This is a genomic window from Syntrophorhabdaceae bacterium, from assembly GCA_036504895.1.
Lineage (GTDB): Bacteria > Desulfobacterota > Syntrophorhabdia > Syntrophorhabdales > Syntrophorhabdaceae > PNOM01.
In genome coordinates this window covers 1-17,660 of sequence record DASXUJ010000034.1, presented here as the reverse complement: position 1 = coordinate 17,660, position 17,660 = coordinate 1, and the positions used below count along the sequence as shown (strand labels likewise).

Here is a 17,660-nt window from a genome sequence, read left to right as displayed (position 1 = left end):
CTGTACCATACGAGTATTCATCTGGCTACCTCCTTTTCTTTGTTCGTGGTGAAGACGATCACCACGATCTTTCTTAAGAAAGAGGGTAGCCTTTTTTTCTTTTCCCTGTACATTGTCTTTTATACATAGCATCTGAGGAGGTACGAGTTGGGTGGCTGAGTGCTCGACGAACCGTATTTCAGCGGGTAATGGGCGCAGCCGAAGCGGAGAGGATAAAGCCCTCCCGCCCCCGTGGCCCATGTCTCGTCGGGGACGGTGGTTACTTCTCAGGGATCAAAAGTAAAGGGCGTCCCGCCTGGCAGTTCTCTCACTTCCATCGTTCCGTCTCTTTCCACCGTAAGTATCCTTGTGATTGCCGGTTCCGAATCTTTATCAGGTCGCGCCTCGATGAGGTATTCGCCTTTGGCGAGATTATTGAACCGGTAGGACCCGTTCGCGGAAAGGGAGGCATGGTGAGTGATTCTCCCTTGGGCGTTCTTGAGTGTGACCATTGCATTCGCTCCCCATCCGGGAACGGCGCCGGATAGGGTATATTTGCCGGTGTCGATACACCGGGAGAGGCCTTTGGGGGTATCGGTGTTCATACTGTAGACGCCATAGCAGTAGACCTTGTTTTTCTGCAGGGAGGAATCAACCATGTGGGTACCGGCTCCCTGGTAGAGTACTATCCCGTCTTCCGGTGATTCGGGGAGGGTCGATTCCTTCCGCACTACCTGCACCCCGTCAAACCGGGGATGGGCGGTATTGGTCCACGTGAGGGAGACGCTCCCATTCCCGTAGGCAAGCTCAAAATCCGAGGGGGCCGGCAATTGGGTCGGAAGTATTCCCCGGTAGGAGGGGGAGCGCGTACCCCTGGAGACGGTCGCAGCCAGGTAGGTATTCGTCTCTCCCACGAGGAACTCTATTTTTGCATCCGCAATATTATCATAGGTAATCTTCTCGATGGTACCGTCAACGCGAGGGATGGTGAGAAAGACCTTCATGCTCGGGAAGCCTTTATATTTGGAGACCGATACACGGTACGTCTTTAAGCGGGAGAGGCTCAGGGACATTCCCAGGCCGTGGGCTCCTTCGATGATCTTACCCCTGGAGGGGGAGACGGTTCCTCCCGCTTCCAGAGAGACCGCCGCTCCTGAGACCCTTTCCGTAACCTTTGCCACCTCTCCGCCCACGATGAGGAGTTCCACGTGGTCGGGGTAACGCGGGAGCGCCGGGCGGGACGGACTGTTTGATGCGTCCTTTCTCATAGGGGCAAGGGCCTCATCGGCGGTGCCGTAGATATTCTGGGAGTCGCCGGCGAGAGAGAGATATTCGGGGACCTGGCCCAGGGTGTAGACCGGTCCGTAATCGGTTCCTTCTTTTACGCGGATGGTCTTGAACATGTTTCCGCCGGCTGCGGCGAAGGAGGCGGGGTAATCCGATGAATTCTCGACATACCACGAGAAATGGGAGCCATAGGGCTTGCCCCTGGTGGCGGGGTAAGGGTAGTTGTTGTCCCAAATGGTGTAGCGGGTGTGGCCGCCCCATTTGAGGACCTGGGTAATGGCGAGCTGATGGCCGCCTCCTCCGGCGAAGTAAATGCCCAAGGATACGGGCGTGCCCAACTGAATGGTGGAGATCACTTCAGTCTCGGCAAGGGATGAATCGAGCTTTGAGCTCGTGTCGTCGTCCCTGCCCACCCAGTTAGTGCTTGTGCCGCCCCCTGATCCGTTAAGAAAAGAACTCTGGCTCACGAAGTGGTAGAGCACCTTCTTTGCCGCCTGGGGGGTCCACTTGTCGACGCCGTTCCAGGTTTCCGGAGAATTATATATGGTGTTGGTGACAAATGGCTTGAAAGGGCTTTGCGCAATTTTCAGGACATCGTCCCAGTGGTTATCGATTTCGGCTTTCCACTGTGCCGTATCGAAATTCTTTCCATTCTTTCCGTCGGTGCCCCATGTGGCGCCCCCCTCATTGGTAAAGTCTGAAATGGCGCTGTTGGCAAGGCCATAGCAGAGACCGTTAGGCGTGCACTTCCCTGTTATGTTCATGTAGGCGCACCAGAGACCGTCTTTCTGGTCCGCCACGATGTAGTCGTCGACCACGTCCCCCGCCCTGTAGAAGTCGGTGGTGGTCTTGGTGGTAGTAAGGGCTTTCCATCTCGCGTTCTGAACCTGCCATGCCTGTTTCTTGAGATCGAAGGTGCTCCCGTAGACGGATATCTTCCCAAGCTCCTCTATCTCGTAACAGTTGTAAAGGTTTTTGGCGTCGCACGCGTAAACCACGGCGTCGGTGAGAGAGGCGGCCCTGGTGAAGGGTGCGGGAAGGGTGAATGATACGGAGTACCGTTTCGCGTTGGTGAGGCTCGTGGCATTCCCCACCATCTTGCACGAGGCCTGGGGAACCTCCACGGGCAGGAAGCCTGACCCCACCACCTTGAACTTGTACTTGCCGCATACTGTTGCATCTGCCCTCCCCCTATAGGAGACGTCCATCCAGAGAGTAAACTGGTTCGAGACAGTGCCCACGTTGGCCAGGTTGTGCTCGGCGGTCCGGAGAGGAGGCGGGTCCCAGAGAAAAGCGTGGTTTGGCAGGTCATTAGTCCCCGCTCTCCCATAACTATCCCCTACGATCTGCCCTAAGTTGTTGATACTGCGGCCATAGGTGTAGCTGCCCCCGAGACTGCCCAGGTCTTTCATGACGCCGTTTCTATAGATGAAGCCGCGGGCTTGGGGAAATCCGTAATGAAAGGTCACCCCTGCGACCTCTCCCGCGTCATTGATTGCGTATGCATAACTGCCATACCCTCCATTGGTGCCGAGATCGCGCATCTCGCCGTCGGAGTAGAGAAAGGCATGGTACTCACTGGAGGCGGTGGCGCTCATCCCTACGACCTGCCCGGCGTTGTTGATACCGTATGCAATAGAATAGTCACCCCCCAAATGGCCAAGGTCTTCCATGCCGCCGGTATAGCGAAAGGCGTGAACTCTGCCGGAGATTGTTCTGGTCACACCTGCCACCTGCCCCGCGTTATTGATGCCATATGCCTCGGTATTGCCGATTCCTCCGAGGTCGCCAAGGTCCCGCATGCCGCTGCCCGGCGTATAAAGAAAGGCGCGATGATATCCATTGGGGTCATCATTGTTGCCCATCCCCACGATTTGGCCGGAGTCGTTGATTCCGTAAGCGAAACTCCATGACCCTCCCAATAGGGTGCCGAGATCCCTCATGACCCCCCTTTCGTAAAGAAAGGCACGGTGATGAGCGACAGCGGGATCGCTATTGGGGAAAAAGGCGGTGCCTGCGATCTGCCCCTTATTATTGATGGCAGTTGCCCAGCTGGTCGTTGCTCCGGCCGGGGTGCCCAGGTTCTTCATGACCCCTTTCTCATAAAGAAACGCGCGGGTCTCGGTTGAATCAGTAAAAATATCACTCGATCCTGCGATCTGCCCCAAGTTGTTGATGGAGGCGCCCGAGCTTGAATACCCTCCCAAGGTGCCCAGGTCTTTCATGGTGCCGCCGGCCCATAAAGAGGCAGGCGAGACCGATGCCAGCAGGAGAATATAAGCGCAGAGGATCAGGCCTGTTTTTATCACATGTCTTTTTCGTTCACGAAGTCTTTTCAAGTGATTTCTCCTTATTGGGTGGGGAGAGAGGGCGGCCTTGAAGTAGGGCCTTCCAGCTCTGTTCCTATAACGCCATACCGACAATCTTAGTAAGATTTATTGTGCTTGAGGCTGCATGAAATTTCAAGCACAAAGTGCTTCGCCAGGTCCCGACAGGCACAATACATTGCGGGGGAAAGATATCGTCAGAGCCGCCATTAAAAGGTCCCCATTTTTCTTGCCAAACTTCGCAAAAAACCAATGTAGGCGGGCGTCTTTCGATATATCGGAAAATTATAAGCTCATCGAGAAGCTGAAAACAATGATCATAGTCAATAAACGAAAGAATATCTCACAGGGGATAAAGAACGTTGCTACTGCCTCCCGCTTTCTTGCTGCGAAACTCCTGGCAATAGGGGTCACATAGGGGCCCTTTACTTATTCACCTTCGTTCCTCTTCCATAATAGTGCGCTCTTCTCAACCCGGGAGGTCTCTTATGTTCCACGCTCTTGTAACTACGGAAACACCGACAGGGACGCGCTTAAAAACAGAAATCAAGATTTCCCAACCATCGAAAGAGAGTCGCCTCTCAGGAATCACCGCGAGCCAACGTCCCACTAGGGGCCCCCAACTGCCCCTGTCCTCTTGTCCGAAACAAATATGGGACCCTCTATTGTCCGCGCCTACCGATGCCTATCTGCATGAGGTCCTGACCGATGATGAGTCTTCCGGTGAAATTCCTCTTGGCTTGTCTGAGGTGCGATATCGGGGTGTTTCCCGGAACGATATGGTTGAGCACGAGGGTCTTCACCTGACAGCCCGCCGCCACGGCCCCCACGTCCTCGATGGTCGTGTGGGAGCTGAGCATGTGGGTATAGAGCGCGTATCCTTGATCTTCGGGGCCGGGGTTTTGGAACTTCTGGTCTACCCACGCCTTGTCGATGACCTCATGGACGAGTACGTCCGCGCCCTGGGCGAGGGTTTGGAGGTTGCCGTTCGTGTTGTGGCCCGTGTCGCCGGAGAAGACCACCGACCCGTCGAGCGTGTCGAACCGGAACGCGAAGGAAGGAAAGACCTGGTGATGGTCCACGAGGGTGGCCGTGACGCTCACGTTCCCGTCCTGGTATACGGGGAAGGGCGGGGTCACCGGGCAGGTGTTGTTGTCCACGCAGGGGATGGCAAAGGGCACGGGGATATCGGTCCCGATATCTTTCACATCCACGAGCTTAGTAAAATCGCGGTAGCCGTCGTCGAGGACGAGGTCGTTGACGGCCTGGGCATAGGCCTGCCAGATGATGCTCGTCATCTGCTTCGTGCCCGGGGTGGTGGTGATTTTTGCGGGAGTGGCGCTGTCCGTCGGGACGGGCTGATATGGTTGGCCCGTCCTGCTGTACTCGAGGGAGCCCCTGTTGCAGGGACCGAAGACGGGGAGGGCGCTGATCCCCGCCGGCTCACCATCGACCCCGCCCAGGCCCGCCCCCGCGCCGATAAGCAGAAAGGCCGGGTAATCGGATGTATGGTCCATATGGAGGTGGGTGAAGAAGAGGGCCTTCAGCTTCGTGAGAAAGGTGGTGGAGCCGTCCTCGATCATGGCGCCCCCGGGGGACCTCACGAACTTGCCGGTGCCGAAGGCCTCCACGAGCCGGTTCGTCGACCCCTGGCCGAGGTCGATGAGATAGATGGAGTCCCCCACCACGAGGGCCGACGAGGAGCTTGCCCGGTCGGAGCGGGGCCACCAGGAGACGCCGCCCATGGTGCCCAGGAGCACGAGCCGCGTGCGGTAATTGATCGGGGTGAGCAGGGCCTTCCCCCCGGGAGAGGATGCCGCAAGGGCCGCCCCGTCGAGTCCCGCCAGAAGTGGTCCCGCAGCGAGGGAAGCCCCCATGCCCTTAAGAAATGTCCGCCGCGAGATGCCGGAATTGACGAATTTTTTGATAAGAGACATGCGAACCTCCTCGGCTTTTTTGACGAGACTACCAAAAGGACGGAAAGAGTGTCAAGTTTTTCCTTCCTGCTCCCGGTGGAGACACGGGGGACATCCGTCAATAGTCTTGATACCGGGTGAACGGCGCACGTCACGGACCTCCTTAACTATTACATCTCAGGTTTTTTTACCCCCGATCTCAGGGAAGGCCCGATACCCCCGGCCGCCGGAAAAGGCTATCTTGTTCTCACACGACAGCAGACTCGCTTTATGGAAGACGTCAACGACGATTGGACCCGGCTCGCGGAAAAAGTCGCTTAAGGCGAATACGGGAAGGCGGCGGACTGCCGGTACACTTATTCTACTTTTATGGGGGTTGTATGCAGAAGATTTTAACGAACGTATTATTCATTCTCCTGATGGTATTCACCTTCGGGACGGCTTTGTCGTTTTACTTTCTCGACGACCGGCTGTAGGAAGTTTTTGCCGGATCATTGAACAATCCTTTTATTCCTCACTGCGCTGATTGAATGACAACCCTTTCTGCGCCTTTTCCGAAGAAATGATACCCCGAGCCTGCTTCGGCTGCGACGTTGAGTACCCTGTCGGCGTCGGTCACCATGACGCCGCCGATCAGGCTGACGCCTCTTCTGAAAAAGGCGCCGGGGAGCATGCTTGCGGTAGGACCGACCACGATGATCTCGGCCCCCGGCTTTCTCATTTCCAGAAGGCCTTCGAGGGTATCGTTGATAAGGGTTGTCCCCGTGATGACGAGCAAATCCGCTTTGGGAACTGCCTCAGACGCTTTTTCGAAAGGCACGAAGAACTCGAGCTCATCACCCTTGAGCGTTGACGGGTCCAGTTCGAGAATTGCAAAAGGCTTGCCTCGTTGCTTCAATGCCTTGATGGCCGGAACGAGGGCCCCTACCACGACGACAAACCCATCACCAGGAATAACCATTTCCTCGAGGGCGTCAATCCCGGTCCTGATTCTGTAGGTTTCAGGCGGTTGCCTTTTCCAGCACAGGGAAGAGAGGGCATTGAGAACGGCAATGGCCATCGTCTTTTTCAGGGGATTACCGCTGAACATCTCATCGAGGAACTGGACGGCTTTTTTCCCTTTAAGCCTCCCTGAAGAAGGCATGACCCGTGCCGAACTCGGGCAGCAGACCGCTTCCGGAATCGTCTTTATCGGGGTAAAGCACAGCCCCCCTTCACCGGTGTTCAATTTGACCCCCGTGAAAAAGAGCCCGATGACGGTCCTTTCTACTGTCAGTGTTTCCACGGTATTCCCCAGGGCGGTTGAAATCGCCTCCCGGGTCTCTTTAAGGATATCGCCCGGGCGAAAAGTAAGTTCCATACTACACCCTCCTTCGTGAATCAGCAGCATGCGTAACGCTGCCTGCCGTTGTCATCTTTGCCGGCGTCCCCGGTATTGTCCGCTAATACCCGGTATATAACGGGGACATTCTTCAACAATTCAGTACTCGCCCGTCAATATCAGTGTACCCCTATTCTCGTACCCCTATTCTCATACCCGGCGAAAATAATGTCAAATGATTCGCGGTTATTTTTAACGCATGGAGGTCGATATGCGAAGAGAAAGCATCGTGGGCTCTCTTCCAGTAAGAAGGGGAGAATGCTATCCTCAAAGCTTGCGGTTCTTGTCAATCCCACTTCGCGGTGGCGGGAGAGCTTTATCCTCGTAGCGCCTTGCGAGCACCATTGGGTCCCGCTCGGTGAGGAGAAACGCTCCGAAGGACAGCCACCCATGTTTGAGGAGTGGAACGACGAGTTGGGTGGCTGAGTGCCCGACAAGCCGTCTTTTAGCGGGTAATGGGCGCAGCCGAAGCGGAGAGGATAAAGCTCTCCCGCCACCGTGGCCCGGAGACTTGGCCGGGGACATGTCGCATCGGGTGACGACTTTGATGTTGCATCGGGGCACAAAGAGCAGTATTTTCCACACAGGGTCTACTATTATGAAGGCGACACAGGCAGAGGAGGGAATGTACCGTGATCAACCAAATCAGACGCAAAGACAGGCTGATGTCCGACAGTAAGGCAAAGGAGATTCTAATGAAAGGCGAATACGGGCTCCTTTCCACCGTATCTTCCGAGGGTGAGCCATACGGGGTCCCGCTGAATTACGCCTATTTCGGGGATGCCATTTATTTCCATTGCGCGAAAGAAGGGCATAAGCTGAGAAACATGGAGACCAACAATAAGGTATCTTTCTGTGTGGTGGCAAGAACCGAGGTGGTGCCGGTCAAGTTCACGTCGAAATATGAAAGCGTCATCGCCTTTGGCGAGGCATGGGAGATAACCGGGGATGAGAAACGGAGGGGGCTCCTGGAAATAGTAGAGAAATACTCTCCTGATTTTGTGAGGGAGGGCGAGGCATTGATTGAAAAAGTGGGCGAAAAAACCAGAGTATATAAAATAATGATCAGAGAAATTACCGGCAAAGAGAATAAGTAGGGATAAGGGCGGCGTCACGCTGTGGGCGAAAGGGATTGTAATACCCTATAAAAGTACATATGTTTCACATGTAAAGTATACGGAACAATCACCGGTTTTCATAGGCTCAACGGTCATTTCCTTACGTGAAGGGCCGGTAAGAAACAAAGAGGCGGCTGCCAGGCACCTCCAGCAGCAAAAAAGGAGGTGTGCCATGGCTTCAAAACGAGGGCTTCACGTTCTGATTGTAGACTGCGACAAATATATGGTGGAGGCCACCGTGGCCATGCTCGAACTCCTGGGCTGCACCGCGCGGGGCGAGACGCAGAGCTTGATGGCGTTGAGGGTCTTTTCCGACAACCCCGACAAATTCGACCTCGCCATCCTTGAGCCCGTAATGCCTGAGTTGATGGGGGTAGATCTCGCCGTGCGCCTGAAGCGCATACGGAGAGATTTCCCGGTCATGCTCTATTCAGGCTACATCGGCCTGTCTCTCGCAGAAACAATAGAGGCAGCAGGACTCGGGCAGGCCATTTTCAAACCTCTGGGGTTGCAGGAGATGAAAGAATCAATACAAGAGACAATGCGTCCGTCTTCGATCGGGGCTCAGGCACGTCTCACTTCCCCGCCTGGATGACGTTATAAAGCTTCTTTTTTCCGTTCGGGCCGAGGATGGTAATCGCGCCGGATCGACTCCTGCTTGTCGTGTCGGCTTGCACCGTATAGCTTACAGTCCCCGTCCCAGTGCCTCCGCCTGAGGTGATCGTGATCCAGTCCTTATCGGCAATAGCGGTCCATGTGCAGTTTCGGGGCGATATTGCTACTTCGAAGGTATAGGAGCCCCCGGTAACGCGGACCGATTGAGACGGCGGGGCAAAGTTCCCGATGATGCACGTTGCCCCCTTCTGGGTAATCGCGAAAGTGTTCTCCCCAATAAAGACGTTTCCCGCACGTTCGGAGGGGGAAGGATTGGCGGTTGCTGCCACTCTCACCCTTCCTTTATTGTGCTTCCACGGTAAGGGAGTCACCTTGATCCATGAAGAGTCCGAGGCTCTCACGGTGGGGGCGCCGCAGGCGATCCCTTTTCCGCCTATCCCCTTGATGCCGATGGTCGTAGCGCCTGCCCTGGGGGCAAAAGTCTTGGGATCGATAGGGGAAATGGTGTAGGCACAGGGAGAGAACAAGGCGGTAACGAAATTCGGCACCGTCATGTCGACCTCACAATTACCATTCCCCGTACATCCCTGCGACCAGCCGATGAACGTTGCGCCGTCACCTGCGGTGGCGGTGAGAGTCACGATTTCACCGGAAGGAAAAGCGGCGGTACACCTCTCTCCGCAGTCGATGCCGGAAGGGGTCGAGGTGACCGCGCCGTTGCCGGGTTTGGTGACGGTGAGGGTCTTCTGAATCCAGATAGGATTTGACCATGCCCTTAAGGAGTCGGAATCTCTCGTAACCCTCATACGGACATATTTATTTGGATGGAGAGGTTTATATGCCGCGGAAGTCGCATGACGCACGGTGTGCGCCGGAAGGCCGCCGGAAGTTATGAATTCTATTGTGGATGCATCAGGTGTCTCTATCACGACTTTCCCATTTACCACGGATACACTGGTAATGACCGCCCCTTCGGTGGCGTAGAAGTTCCCGCTGCGAAGGCTTGTCATAATGTCGGACGGAGTCAAGGAGTCCGCAAACACGTTGATCCAGTTTCTAATGCACAATGCGACGTTATGACAATCATCGGCCGCAAACCCCCACACCCTTCGTCCCAACGTCTCCAGAACCCAATCCCACCTGTCTTCCGAGTCCACCAGCGAATTCTTGATTTCAATTCCCGAATATCCCCATAAAGCGCGCAATTTATCGGTACTCCACAGCAAATGAGGATGGGCCATGATTGCGTACCCACCGTCGTTATTTATTTTATCCAGTATTTCCTGCGGTGGGTCATCGGCCGTGCGGACTTCGACCTTGGTGGGGTTCAGTGAAATGATATGGCCGGCGGCAAAAGACTCCTCCACGCCGTGCATGACAAGAAGACCCTCCACCACAGGCAGGGTAGTGAGGTAATTATGGTCGGTGATAAACAGAAAGTCATAGCCGGCTGCTTTATAACCCGCAGCAAGCGCTTCCGGCGTATTTACTCCGTCGGAATAGCATGTGTGCGCGTGGGTTTGCCCTTTATAGGAATTTACCGTGCTTTTGTAAGGGTTATGGAGCGAAAGAGGAGGGTCCGGTGAAGCATCTGCATCTGCATAGACTGCGTACAAGCCATAATCCTCTGTAAGGCCGGCTGCGGTGTGCCATAGAGCGCCATCATAGGAACCGATCAGGGCTGTCGATGTTCCGCCCCTTGCAAAACCGGCAATATACGTCATACTGGCCTGCCGGTCAACCATTACACCTATCCAATATGTAGAGCCACCCGCTAATACCGGATGTGTCCAGTAGGCTTTACTGATCTTTGTGTAAGTTGTCGATTCAAACGACACGGCGCCGCTGTCGGAATTGGCCACCAGTGTTCCCGGGCAATTATTGACCCCATCGTGGGTGTAGAGAGCGAACTTCACCGATGCGGCGGCACTTTTAAAATATCCGCCTATCTCGGAGACTGTTTTAAGCCCTGAACCGGGAACGACGAATTTCTGCACAGTTACCCGATCTTGTTCAAGGGTGCTATTGGAGGTGACGTACACTGCATCAGGCGAGGATAAGGTAAACCCATTTACCGTATGTGCGCTCGCCTTCCCCGCTCCAAACACAGGAAAACTCCCCAATAACATTGAGAGAAAAAGTGCATGGCAAAAAACAATCATACTTTTGGTTTTCCATGCACGCAGTGGGGTGCCCGGAAAACCGCACGGAATAAAACCACCCACGCAAGAATGGCCGATCAACGGCGGCGGCGACAGTTGTTTAAACGCACCAATCAATCTTTTCATGAGTCCCCTCTTGCAACGGATTTTACAGACCCCATCGGCGAAGCTGCGCAGCATGACCGCAAATTAATACTAAAATAATAACTATTCTACTGTACTCTAGTCATAATCACGGTCGATTCCAACCTTTATTATAGCTTCACCTCCGTATTGCAATAAAAATCTAATATTTTCCATAAGATTCGATAAATCAACACTAGTCTTGAAGGGTCCGTTCCAGGCAGAAACGATTACCTCGGGCTCGGTTCACCCGGTGCTTGAGAAGAGGTGAGGAAGATCCCGGGAATGGCATCGGGCCTCGCGCCGGTCATGATTATGTCTTGAAAAGAGGAAGAGAAATATCGTATAGAAATCAGACGGTGAAGATCGATTTCCATACCCACATTTATCCCGATCATGTTGCACTTGGTACAGTCACCGCGGTGTGTGAGCGGTCAGGGATCGATGCCTATACGGACGGCACCCTGGAGGGGCTGAAAAGGTCCATGGCGTCTGCCGGGATCGATCTTTCCGTCGTGGCGGCGGTGGCGACGAGGCCGGAACAGGTTCCATCCATACAGCGGTTTCTCGCCGCCATCCGGCAACGGGGCATTGAAGCGCTGGCCGCCATGCACCCCGCCGATCCCCTGAGCCCCGATCAGATGAAGATACTGAAGCGTGAAGGGTTTCGGGGCTTCAAGCTTCACCCTGATTATCAGGATTTTTTTGTCGATGATCCCCGTATGTATCCTTTATATGAATCGGTGGCGGCAGAAGACATGTTCATTCTTTTCCATGCAGGGATGGATAGGGGCCTTCCCGACCCGGTCCATGCCACGCCGAAGCGTCTGGCCGCGGTGCACGAGGCCGTCCCGGAACTCTGTATGGTTATTGCCCATCTGGGAGGAGAAGAGGCCTACGAGGAAACAATGCTCCATTTGCTGGGGCGGGACCTTTACCTGGACACGTCATTCGTTCTGCGTAAGATGCCGGGGAAGTTCCGGGAACGCATCCTCAGGGAACACCCTGCAGAACGCCTGCTCTTTGCGTCGGACAGCCCATGGACAGATCAGGGGGAAGAACTCCGGTTTTTTCTCCAATTGCCCTTTCTCACGGACGAGAACAAGGAGAAAATCTGTTTTTCCAATGCGGCACGGCTGTTGGGCCTGGAGCCCTACGTACCGGTGGGGTGACCCCGACCGCGAGCTTCCCCACTTAGAGTCGTCTCCCCATGGGGCAGCCCGGGAGCGTCCCAGACAAAGGTTTCATTGGTAGATCGAAGGCGGCATAGGCGTCAGACACCATGCTTCCCTGATTTTGCAAAGTCGTGCAAGCATCTCTTTGTACTCTTTATTAATCGCCGATCTTTCCGTGAGGCCGAAAAGCTGGATGAAGTATCCATGTGGTCCGGGCATTATCACAAAAGGGTACATGCCGCCGGGTTTCCCGCCCCCGATAGCTTCATTGGATACATTGGGGGCGTAATACATGACGTGTGGAATGTTAAGGGTGAGGACACTGTCGTCTTCTTCCGGGTTTACATAGGTTCTCAGCACCGGCGACAGCATATAGGAGATACCGGCCCGCTCCGGCGCTTGATAGTATCCTGATTTGTAACGGTCTTTGATGATTTTCTTTAGCTCCCCGGGAGGAGTGCCTTTGGCCTGCATCTCTGCCGCGTCAAAGAAGACCCGCATCTGTGCCCCCGCACCCGCGTTATCGAAGAAAATCGGGTAGAGAATATCATCTCTATATTGCGTGAAGGGCCAGGCTCCCCTGAACGTATCATCGCCGGTCCGGGCAACAAAGGCGTGAAATCCATTAGTACCCTTGCGGGCAACTTCGAAGCCCTTATCAGGGTTTAAAGTATATACTGTCGCATTGGCCCTCAGGTGCGGCGGCAGCGCGCTCAGCGACAGTTGGATCTCCAGGTCCTGCGGCAAGGGCTCGATCTTCTTCATCGCCTCGCGCCCCTGTGTATCTTCCGCGCTTAGTGCTGCTGCGAGCGAGAATATCAGACCTATGATTACCGGAACAATTGCATGAACCTTTCGCATCTTGACCTCCTCTATATGATGGCGCTTTCAAGGACCCGGAAGGTTCCATATAGGGCGTTAATTCGGGTCTCGGTCGGACAAATGAGAGTCTCGTCTGAGAACGCCGTTTGGCCCTCACGATTCAATTCTAAGGCGGCAATCACAAATTATCAATTTCCACACTGATGGATGAAATGGAGTGAAACCATCATCTGAGGCGGACCGAAACTATTTTTTAGCAAATGACCGGGCTTTCGGGATCGACCATGGACCGTGGTGCTCACGCAGGCAAATGGTGACCGTAAGGTCTCTCTGCCTGCCTGCGCCGAAGGGCGGTTCAAAAACCCGCATCTTTGCGGTAGAACTTGACGATGCCCCCGATTTCGATGATAAACTCAAGTAATTGAAGGCCCCGGCGCGGATATACCCTCGATACCCTTAGATGCCAACACTTCCCGTAAGAAAACTATATATCGGTTTGATTACGATGCTTCTTGCTCTTGTCGCCATAAGCCCCTTTCCGACAAGATAACAGACCAGGCATCCTGATCGATTCAATTCCCAATTTGATGCATTTTTAAGCTGATAAGAGAAGAGAAAGCAGGGGAGTTTTTTTCGGAAAAGAAGTCAGAAATATGCTATCTTCAAAATTTACTGCCTTTCTCGATCCAGCTTCAGAGTGGCCGGGAGGGCGTTATTCTCGCGGCGCCTTGCGAGCACCGTCGGGACCCGCTCGGGGAGGAGAAACGCTCCGAAGGACAGTCACCCCTGTTCGAGGAGGTACGACGAGTTAGGTGGCGGGTGGCGGGGCGGCCTTCGAAAATAGACCGGGTGCAGCAAGGAGGAGGCTTCGGAGCCAAAAGTAGGCGCTTCAAGCGGCGTACAAGGAAGGACGCCGAGGAGCTGACGACGAAGATAAGCCCGGTATATTGAAGAACGTCGCTCCGCCACGAGTGCCCGACGAACCGTCTTTTAGCGGGTGACGGGCGCAGCCGAAGCGGAGAGGTTAAGTCCCTCCCGCCGCCGTGGCCCCAGACTTACAAGACCGCTTGAGATCAGCCGATTCGCATTGATTTCCGAGGAGGTGACAGAAAACCCCCTAGAGGTTAATATTTCTCAACTTCCGCTCGGCGATCACCGCTTCTTCGGATTTGGGATAGAGCTCTATTACCTTTTTGAGGATGGTTACGGAGCTTTTTTTGTCTTTCAGGCCGAGGAAGGCGTCTGCCTGGGAGAGGAGCGCCTTGGGGGCCATATCGGTTTTCGGGTACTTGTCGAGGAGGTCCTGGAAACTGACGATGGCCTTGTCATAATCCCGCTGCATCATGTAGGATTCTCCAAGCCAGAATAAGGCGTTCGGTGCGAGGGTTGATTTGGGGTAGGCGTCCACAAAGGCGGTGAATTTCTGGATTGCGTCCTTATACATGCCTTTCTGGAATGTGTCGAATGCATCTTTGTAAGGGGCCTCGGCTGATGCGTCCACCACCTGGGGTGCCGCCCTGGGCGTCATGCTCATCCCGCCGCCTCCTTTCTTGAGGGCGGCGATCTCCTTCTTCGTATCTTTCCAGTACGTGTCGAGCTGGTGCTGCAACTCGTCCACTTTCCCGAGGACCGATTTATACTTGTCTTCCTTCTCGTCGGTCGACGCGCTGACGGTGAGCATCTGTTTCCGGATATTGTCGATATCCGTGTTGAGGGATGCGATCTTGCGGCTCGTCTCCGTCTTGAATTGTCCCAGCTCCTGGTCCGTCATCATGACGTGCCTGCGCAGCTGGTCCGTCTCGGAAGAAGATGCGCAGCCTGCCAAGAGAAAAAGAACGCCTGCGATCGCGAATCGTTTCATGTTCTCACCCCTTTTGTTCTATGTTGAGATGGGCGCGCCTGTTCTTCGCAAACGCCTCTTCGGAATGTCCGGGATCGATGGGTGCTTCCTTGCCGAAGGATACTGCCTTGATCCGCTTCTCATCGACGCCGGCCTTTACGAGATAATCCTTTACGACCTCGGCCCTCTTCTGGCCGAGCATGAGGTTATATTCCTGGGTCCCCCTCTCGTCGCAGTGGCCTTCCACCGTGACGCCGACGGTCCTGTTCTCGGAGAGCCATTTGCCGATATCCCTCAGGCGGGGGATATCATCGGCCTTGACGGAATAGCTGTCGTAATCGAAGCGGATGTCCTTGAAGAGGGCGGACTTCGCGTCCTGGTCGAGCTTCTCCTGACGCAACCTCTGAAGCCTTTCCCTTTCCGCCCTTGTGGCCAGGTCCTCCTCGGAGATGCCTCTCTCCCTGCCCCTTTCCTTGTCCCCCGCCCCGGCTGCTCCCTGGTCCGGCGAGGTGGTAACCGCCGCCCGCTCCGGCATGACCGTTTTGGGTGCGCAGCCGAAGACTCCGTAAAGCATCAGGGGAATGAGTAACAGTGAAAGATATTTCATGGAAAATCCCTCCTTAGGGGCTGTGGGCGGCTTTAACGAACGTTATGGGCCGCGTCACGGCATGAATTTAGGCTGGTCCTCGTTGCCGTTCAGGAGCTTGAGGACCCTCTGGTTTTCGCCGTTGAAGAGCATGAGGTTGATCGTTGACCTGCTCCCGTTCTTGCTCGAATAGATGATATACCTGCCGCAGGGGGAAAAGCTCGGGGAATCGTTCACCGCGCCGTTTCCGTTCGTGAGGACCCTCTGGTTCGAGCCGTCCGCATTCATGATGCAGATCTCGAAGGAGCCGTCCATCTTGGAGACGAAGGCGATGAGGTCTCCCTTCGGGGAAAAGGCGGGTGCGGAATTATAATTGCCCGAATAGGTGAGCCTCTTGATCTCGCCGCTCGCCATATCCCTCGTGAAGATCTGGGCGGAGCCGTACATGTCGGAGACGAAAGCCATCTTCGACCCGTCGGGCGAGAAGGAAGGAGAGGCGAGGATGCCCTCCTTTCTGAGGATCTGCTTCTTCCCCCCGTTCGTCACATCAAGCGCATAAATGGTCGAGTACCTTCCCGAGGTGTGGGAAAAGCCGAGGGTGCTCTTGTTGATCCAGTAGGTGCCCAGCTTCATTCCATCGTCCTTGTCCGACCTTACCTCCCGGTTTCCCTGGATGTCCACCACGTAGAGGTTCGGCCTCCCATCCTTATAAGACGTAAAAGAGAGGAATTTTCCTTCAGGGGATACGGATGGCGAGAGGGTGATGCTCTTGTAGGCCGTCAGTTTTTTCGGGCCGGCGCCGTCGATGTCTGCCGTATACAGCTCCTTGTGGTACCTCGTGCCCGCGACAAAGAGGATGCGTGAGCTCATGATGCCCTTTTCGCCCGTCACCGCCAGCACGATCTCGTCGGCAAGCTTGTGGACCATTCCTCTCCATGCGTCCTTGCCCCCCTTATATCTCTTGGCGAAGAGGAAGTTCCCATCGATGGTGTCGTAGAGCCAGGCCTCGAGGCTAAGCTCGCCGTCTTTCTCCTGGACCCTCGCCTTGCAGAGCAGCTCGACGCCGATGGAGCGCCAGTTATTGAACCTGATCTCGCTTTTTTCGACCCCTTCACCGGAGAGCTCCTTGTCGAAAAGGGATGGCGGCGCCACAATAAAAAATCCTGAAAGGTCGAGGTCTTTGTTGAGGAGGTCGGACATCTGCGCTCCGGCAGACGACTCCCCTTTAAATCCGGGGACCGCTACGGTGACCTTTTTGAATTTTGCTCCCACGATATCAATATAAGGCTTTGCTTCCGCCACGGAACAGGCGATCAGAAGGAGGAGCCCTGCGAGGGCCCATCTAAGACTTTTCATGTTTTCTCCATTTTTCTAAAATATCCATAAAGGCCTTTACCTGGGGCAAAGGGGTCTTTCCTTTCTTGGTGACCATGTAAAAAGAGCGGCGTATCTCGGGCAGCCCCTCCACGCGCACCACCTTGAGCTCCTTGTGGGCAAGCTCGTCCCCTATGGCCATGCGCGAGATGTAGGTGAGTCCCATCCCCCCTTTTACCGCCTCTTTTATGGCCTGGGTGCTCGAAAGCTCCGCCACGGTCTTCAGCCCGTCCTGGGACGAGGAAAACCTGGCCATGGCGAGATCGAAGGCATTGCGCGTGCCGGAGCCGGGCTCCCGGGCGATGAGGGGATAATCCTTAAGGGAGGCCAGGGGAATCGTATCGGGATAATCTTTCGGAGCGGCGATCACGATGGTGTCATCGATGATCTTCTTATAGTCTATCTTCCGTGTGTCGTCCTTTGCGCCCACGAAACCGATGTCGATCTCACCGAGATCGGTCATGTTGAGCACGTCCTTCGAGTCGGAGATGAGGAGCCTGAGCTGAATGCCCTCGTACTGGCGGTTAAAGAGGCCGAGGAGCCGGGGGAGCATATAGGTGCCGGGAATCGTGCTCGCCCCCAGGAGCATGGTGCCTTTTTTCAAGCCCCGGAAGGCGTCTATGGCATCGATCGTCTCTTTCTTGAGGGCCATGAATTCGATGGCGTACTTGAGGAGGATCTCTCCCGCTTTCGTGAGAACCACGCTCCGTTTTGTCCGGTCGATGAGCTTCACCTCGAAGAACCTCTCGAGATCGACAATCTGTTTGCTCACGGTGGGCTGGGTAAGGTAGAGCATCTCCGCGGCCTTGGTAAAGCTTTTCAGCTCCGCGATCCTTACGAAAGTCTCCAAGTGGCGTAAATCCATAATGAAAGGATATTATATCACCTATGGCAATTCAAGTAAAATGAAGTCCGGAGCGGAGCGGCGGAGGGGGTATGGCCTGTCCCCTCTCCG

Annotated in this window: 14 protein-coding genes; 5 read left to right on the top strand and 9 right to left on the bottom strand. The window is 54.9% G+C overall.

From position 1 onward, the window contains the following. Window positions 1-266: 266 nt before the first annotated feature. The 3 genes from VGJ94_04445 to VGJ94_04435 all read right to left on the bottom strand — a co-directional run bounded on the left by VGJ94_04445 (window position 267) and on the right by VGJ94_04435 (window position 6,869). Window positions 267-3,605 (bottom strand): hypothetical protein, encoded by a 3,339-nt coding sequence (locus tag VGJ94_04445; GenBank protein ID HEY3275848.1) that lies wholly within the window; start codon window positions 3,603-3,605, stop codon window positions 267-269. Between the two features lie 650 nt (window positions 3,606-4,255). Beyond that, the gene (locus tag VGJ94_04440; protein HEY3275847.1) at window positions 4,256-5,530 is read right to left on the bottom strand and encodes a hypothetical protein; all 1,275 of its coding nucleotides are present in this window, start codon (window positions 5,528-5,530) and stop codon (window positions 4,256-4,258) included. Between the two features lie 493 nt (window positions 5,531-6,023). Then, window positions 6,024-6,869, bottom strand: coding sequence for a DUF364 domain-containing protein (locus VGJ94_04435; protein HEY3275846.1), 846 nt, complete (start codon window positions 6,867-6,869; stop codon window positions 6,024-6,026). Window positions 6,870-7,148: 279 nt separating this feature from the next. On the opposite strand from VGJ94_04435, the gene VGJ94_04430 reads away from it, so the two are divergent. From VGJ94_04430 to VGJ94_04420, 3 genes are all read left to right on the top strand, one after another. Then, a complete protein-coding gene (locus VGJ94_04430; protein HEY3275845.1) occupies window positions 7,149-7,316 on the top strand; it encodes a hypothetical protein in 168 nt (55 codons plus the stop codon). Window positions 7,317-7,522: 206 nt separating this feature from the next. Then, the gene (locus tag VGJ94_04425; GenBank protein HEY3275844.1) at window positions 7,523-7,987 is read left to right on the top strand and encodes a pyridoxamine 5'-phosphate oxidase family protein; all 465 of its coding nucleotides are present in this window, start codon (window positions 7,523-7,525) and stop codon (window positions 7,985-7,987) included. A 193-nt stretch (window positions 7,988-8,180) separates the two neighbouring features. Further along, window positions 8,181-8,603 carry a response regulator gene (locus tag VGJ94_04420; GenBank protein HEY3275843.1) on the top strand — a complete coding sequence of 141 codons (423 nt, stop codon included), beginning with the start codon at window positions 8,181-8,183 and terminating at the stop codon, window positions 8,601-8,603. Here VGJ94_04420 and VGJ94_04415 read toward each other — a convergent pair. After that, entirely contained in the window at window positions 8,584-10,620 is a 2,037-nt protein-coding gene (locus VGJ94_04415; protein ID HEY3275842.1) for a BACON domain-containing carbohydrate-binding protein, read from the bottom strand. The genes VGJ94_04420 and VGJ94_04415 overlap by 20 nt on opposite strands. 608 nt (window positions 10,621-11,228) lie before the next feature. On the opposite strand from VGJ94_04415, the gene VGJ94_04410 reads away from it, so the two are divergent. Beyond that, window positions 11,229-12,080, top strand: a complete 852-nt coding sequence (locus VGJ94_04410) for an amidohydrolase family protein (protein ID HEY3275841.1) — start codon at window positions 11,229-11,231, stop codon at window positions 12,078-12,080. Window positions 12,081-12,152: 72 nt separating this feature from the next. On the opposite strand, the gene VGJ94_04405 is transcribed toward VGJ94_04410, so the two are convergent. Continuing rightward, a complete protein-coding gene (locus tag VGJ94_04405; GenBank protein ID HEY3275840.1) occupies window positions 12,153-12,944 on the bottom strand; it encodes a hypothetical protein in 792 nt (263 codons plus the stop codon). A 178-nt stretch (window positions 12,945-13,122) separates the two neighbouring features. Between VGJ94_04405 and VGJ94_04400 the strand changes: the two genes are divergently transcribed. After that, complete coding sequence (locus tag VGJ94_04400; protein HEY3275839.1) at window positions 13,123-13,326, top strand: hypothetical protein; 204 nt, start codon at window positions 13,123-13,125, stop codon at window positions 13,324-13,326. A 696-nt stretch (window positions 13,327-14,022) separates the two neighbouring features. On the opposite strand, the gene ybgF is transcribed toward VGJ94_04400, so the two are convergent. Genes ybgF through VGJ94_04380 form a run of 4 tightly spaced genes read right to left on the bottom strand, consistent with a single transcriptional unit; the run spans window position 14,023 to window position 17,570 of the window. Continuing rightward, entirely contained in the window at window positions 14,023-14,766 is a 744-nt protein-coding gene (gene ybgF / locus VGJ94_04395) for a tol-pal system protein YbgF (GenBank protein ID HEY3275838.1), read from the bottom strand. A gap of 4 nt (window positions 14,767-14,770) precedes the next feature. Then, the gene (locus VGJ94_04390; GenBank protein ID HEY3275837.1) at window positions 14,771-15,352 is read right to left on the bottom strand and encodes an OmpA family protein; all 582 of its coding nucleotides are present in this window, start codon (window positions 15,350-15,352) and stop codon (window positions 14,771-14,773) included. Between the two features lie 54 nt (window positions 15,353-15,406). Continuing rightward, complete coding sequence (locus tag VGJ94_04385) at window positions 15,407-16,687, bottom strand: hypothetical protein (protein HEY3275836.1); 1,281 nt, start codon at window positions 16,685-16,687, stop codon at window positions 15,407-15,409. Continuing rightward, complete coding sequence (locus VGJ94_04380; protein ID HEY3275835.1) at window positions 16,674-17,570, bottom strand: selenium metabolism-associated LysR family transcriptional regulator; 897 nt, start codon at window positions 17,568-17,570, stop codon at window positions 16,674-16,676. The genes VGJ94_04385 and VGJ94_04380 overlap by 14 nt, the downstream gene beginning before the upstream one ends. Between the last annotated feature and the right edge of the window lie 90 nt (window positions 17,571-17,660).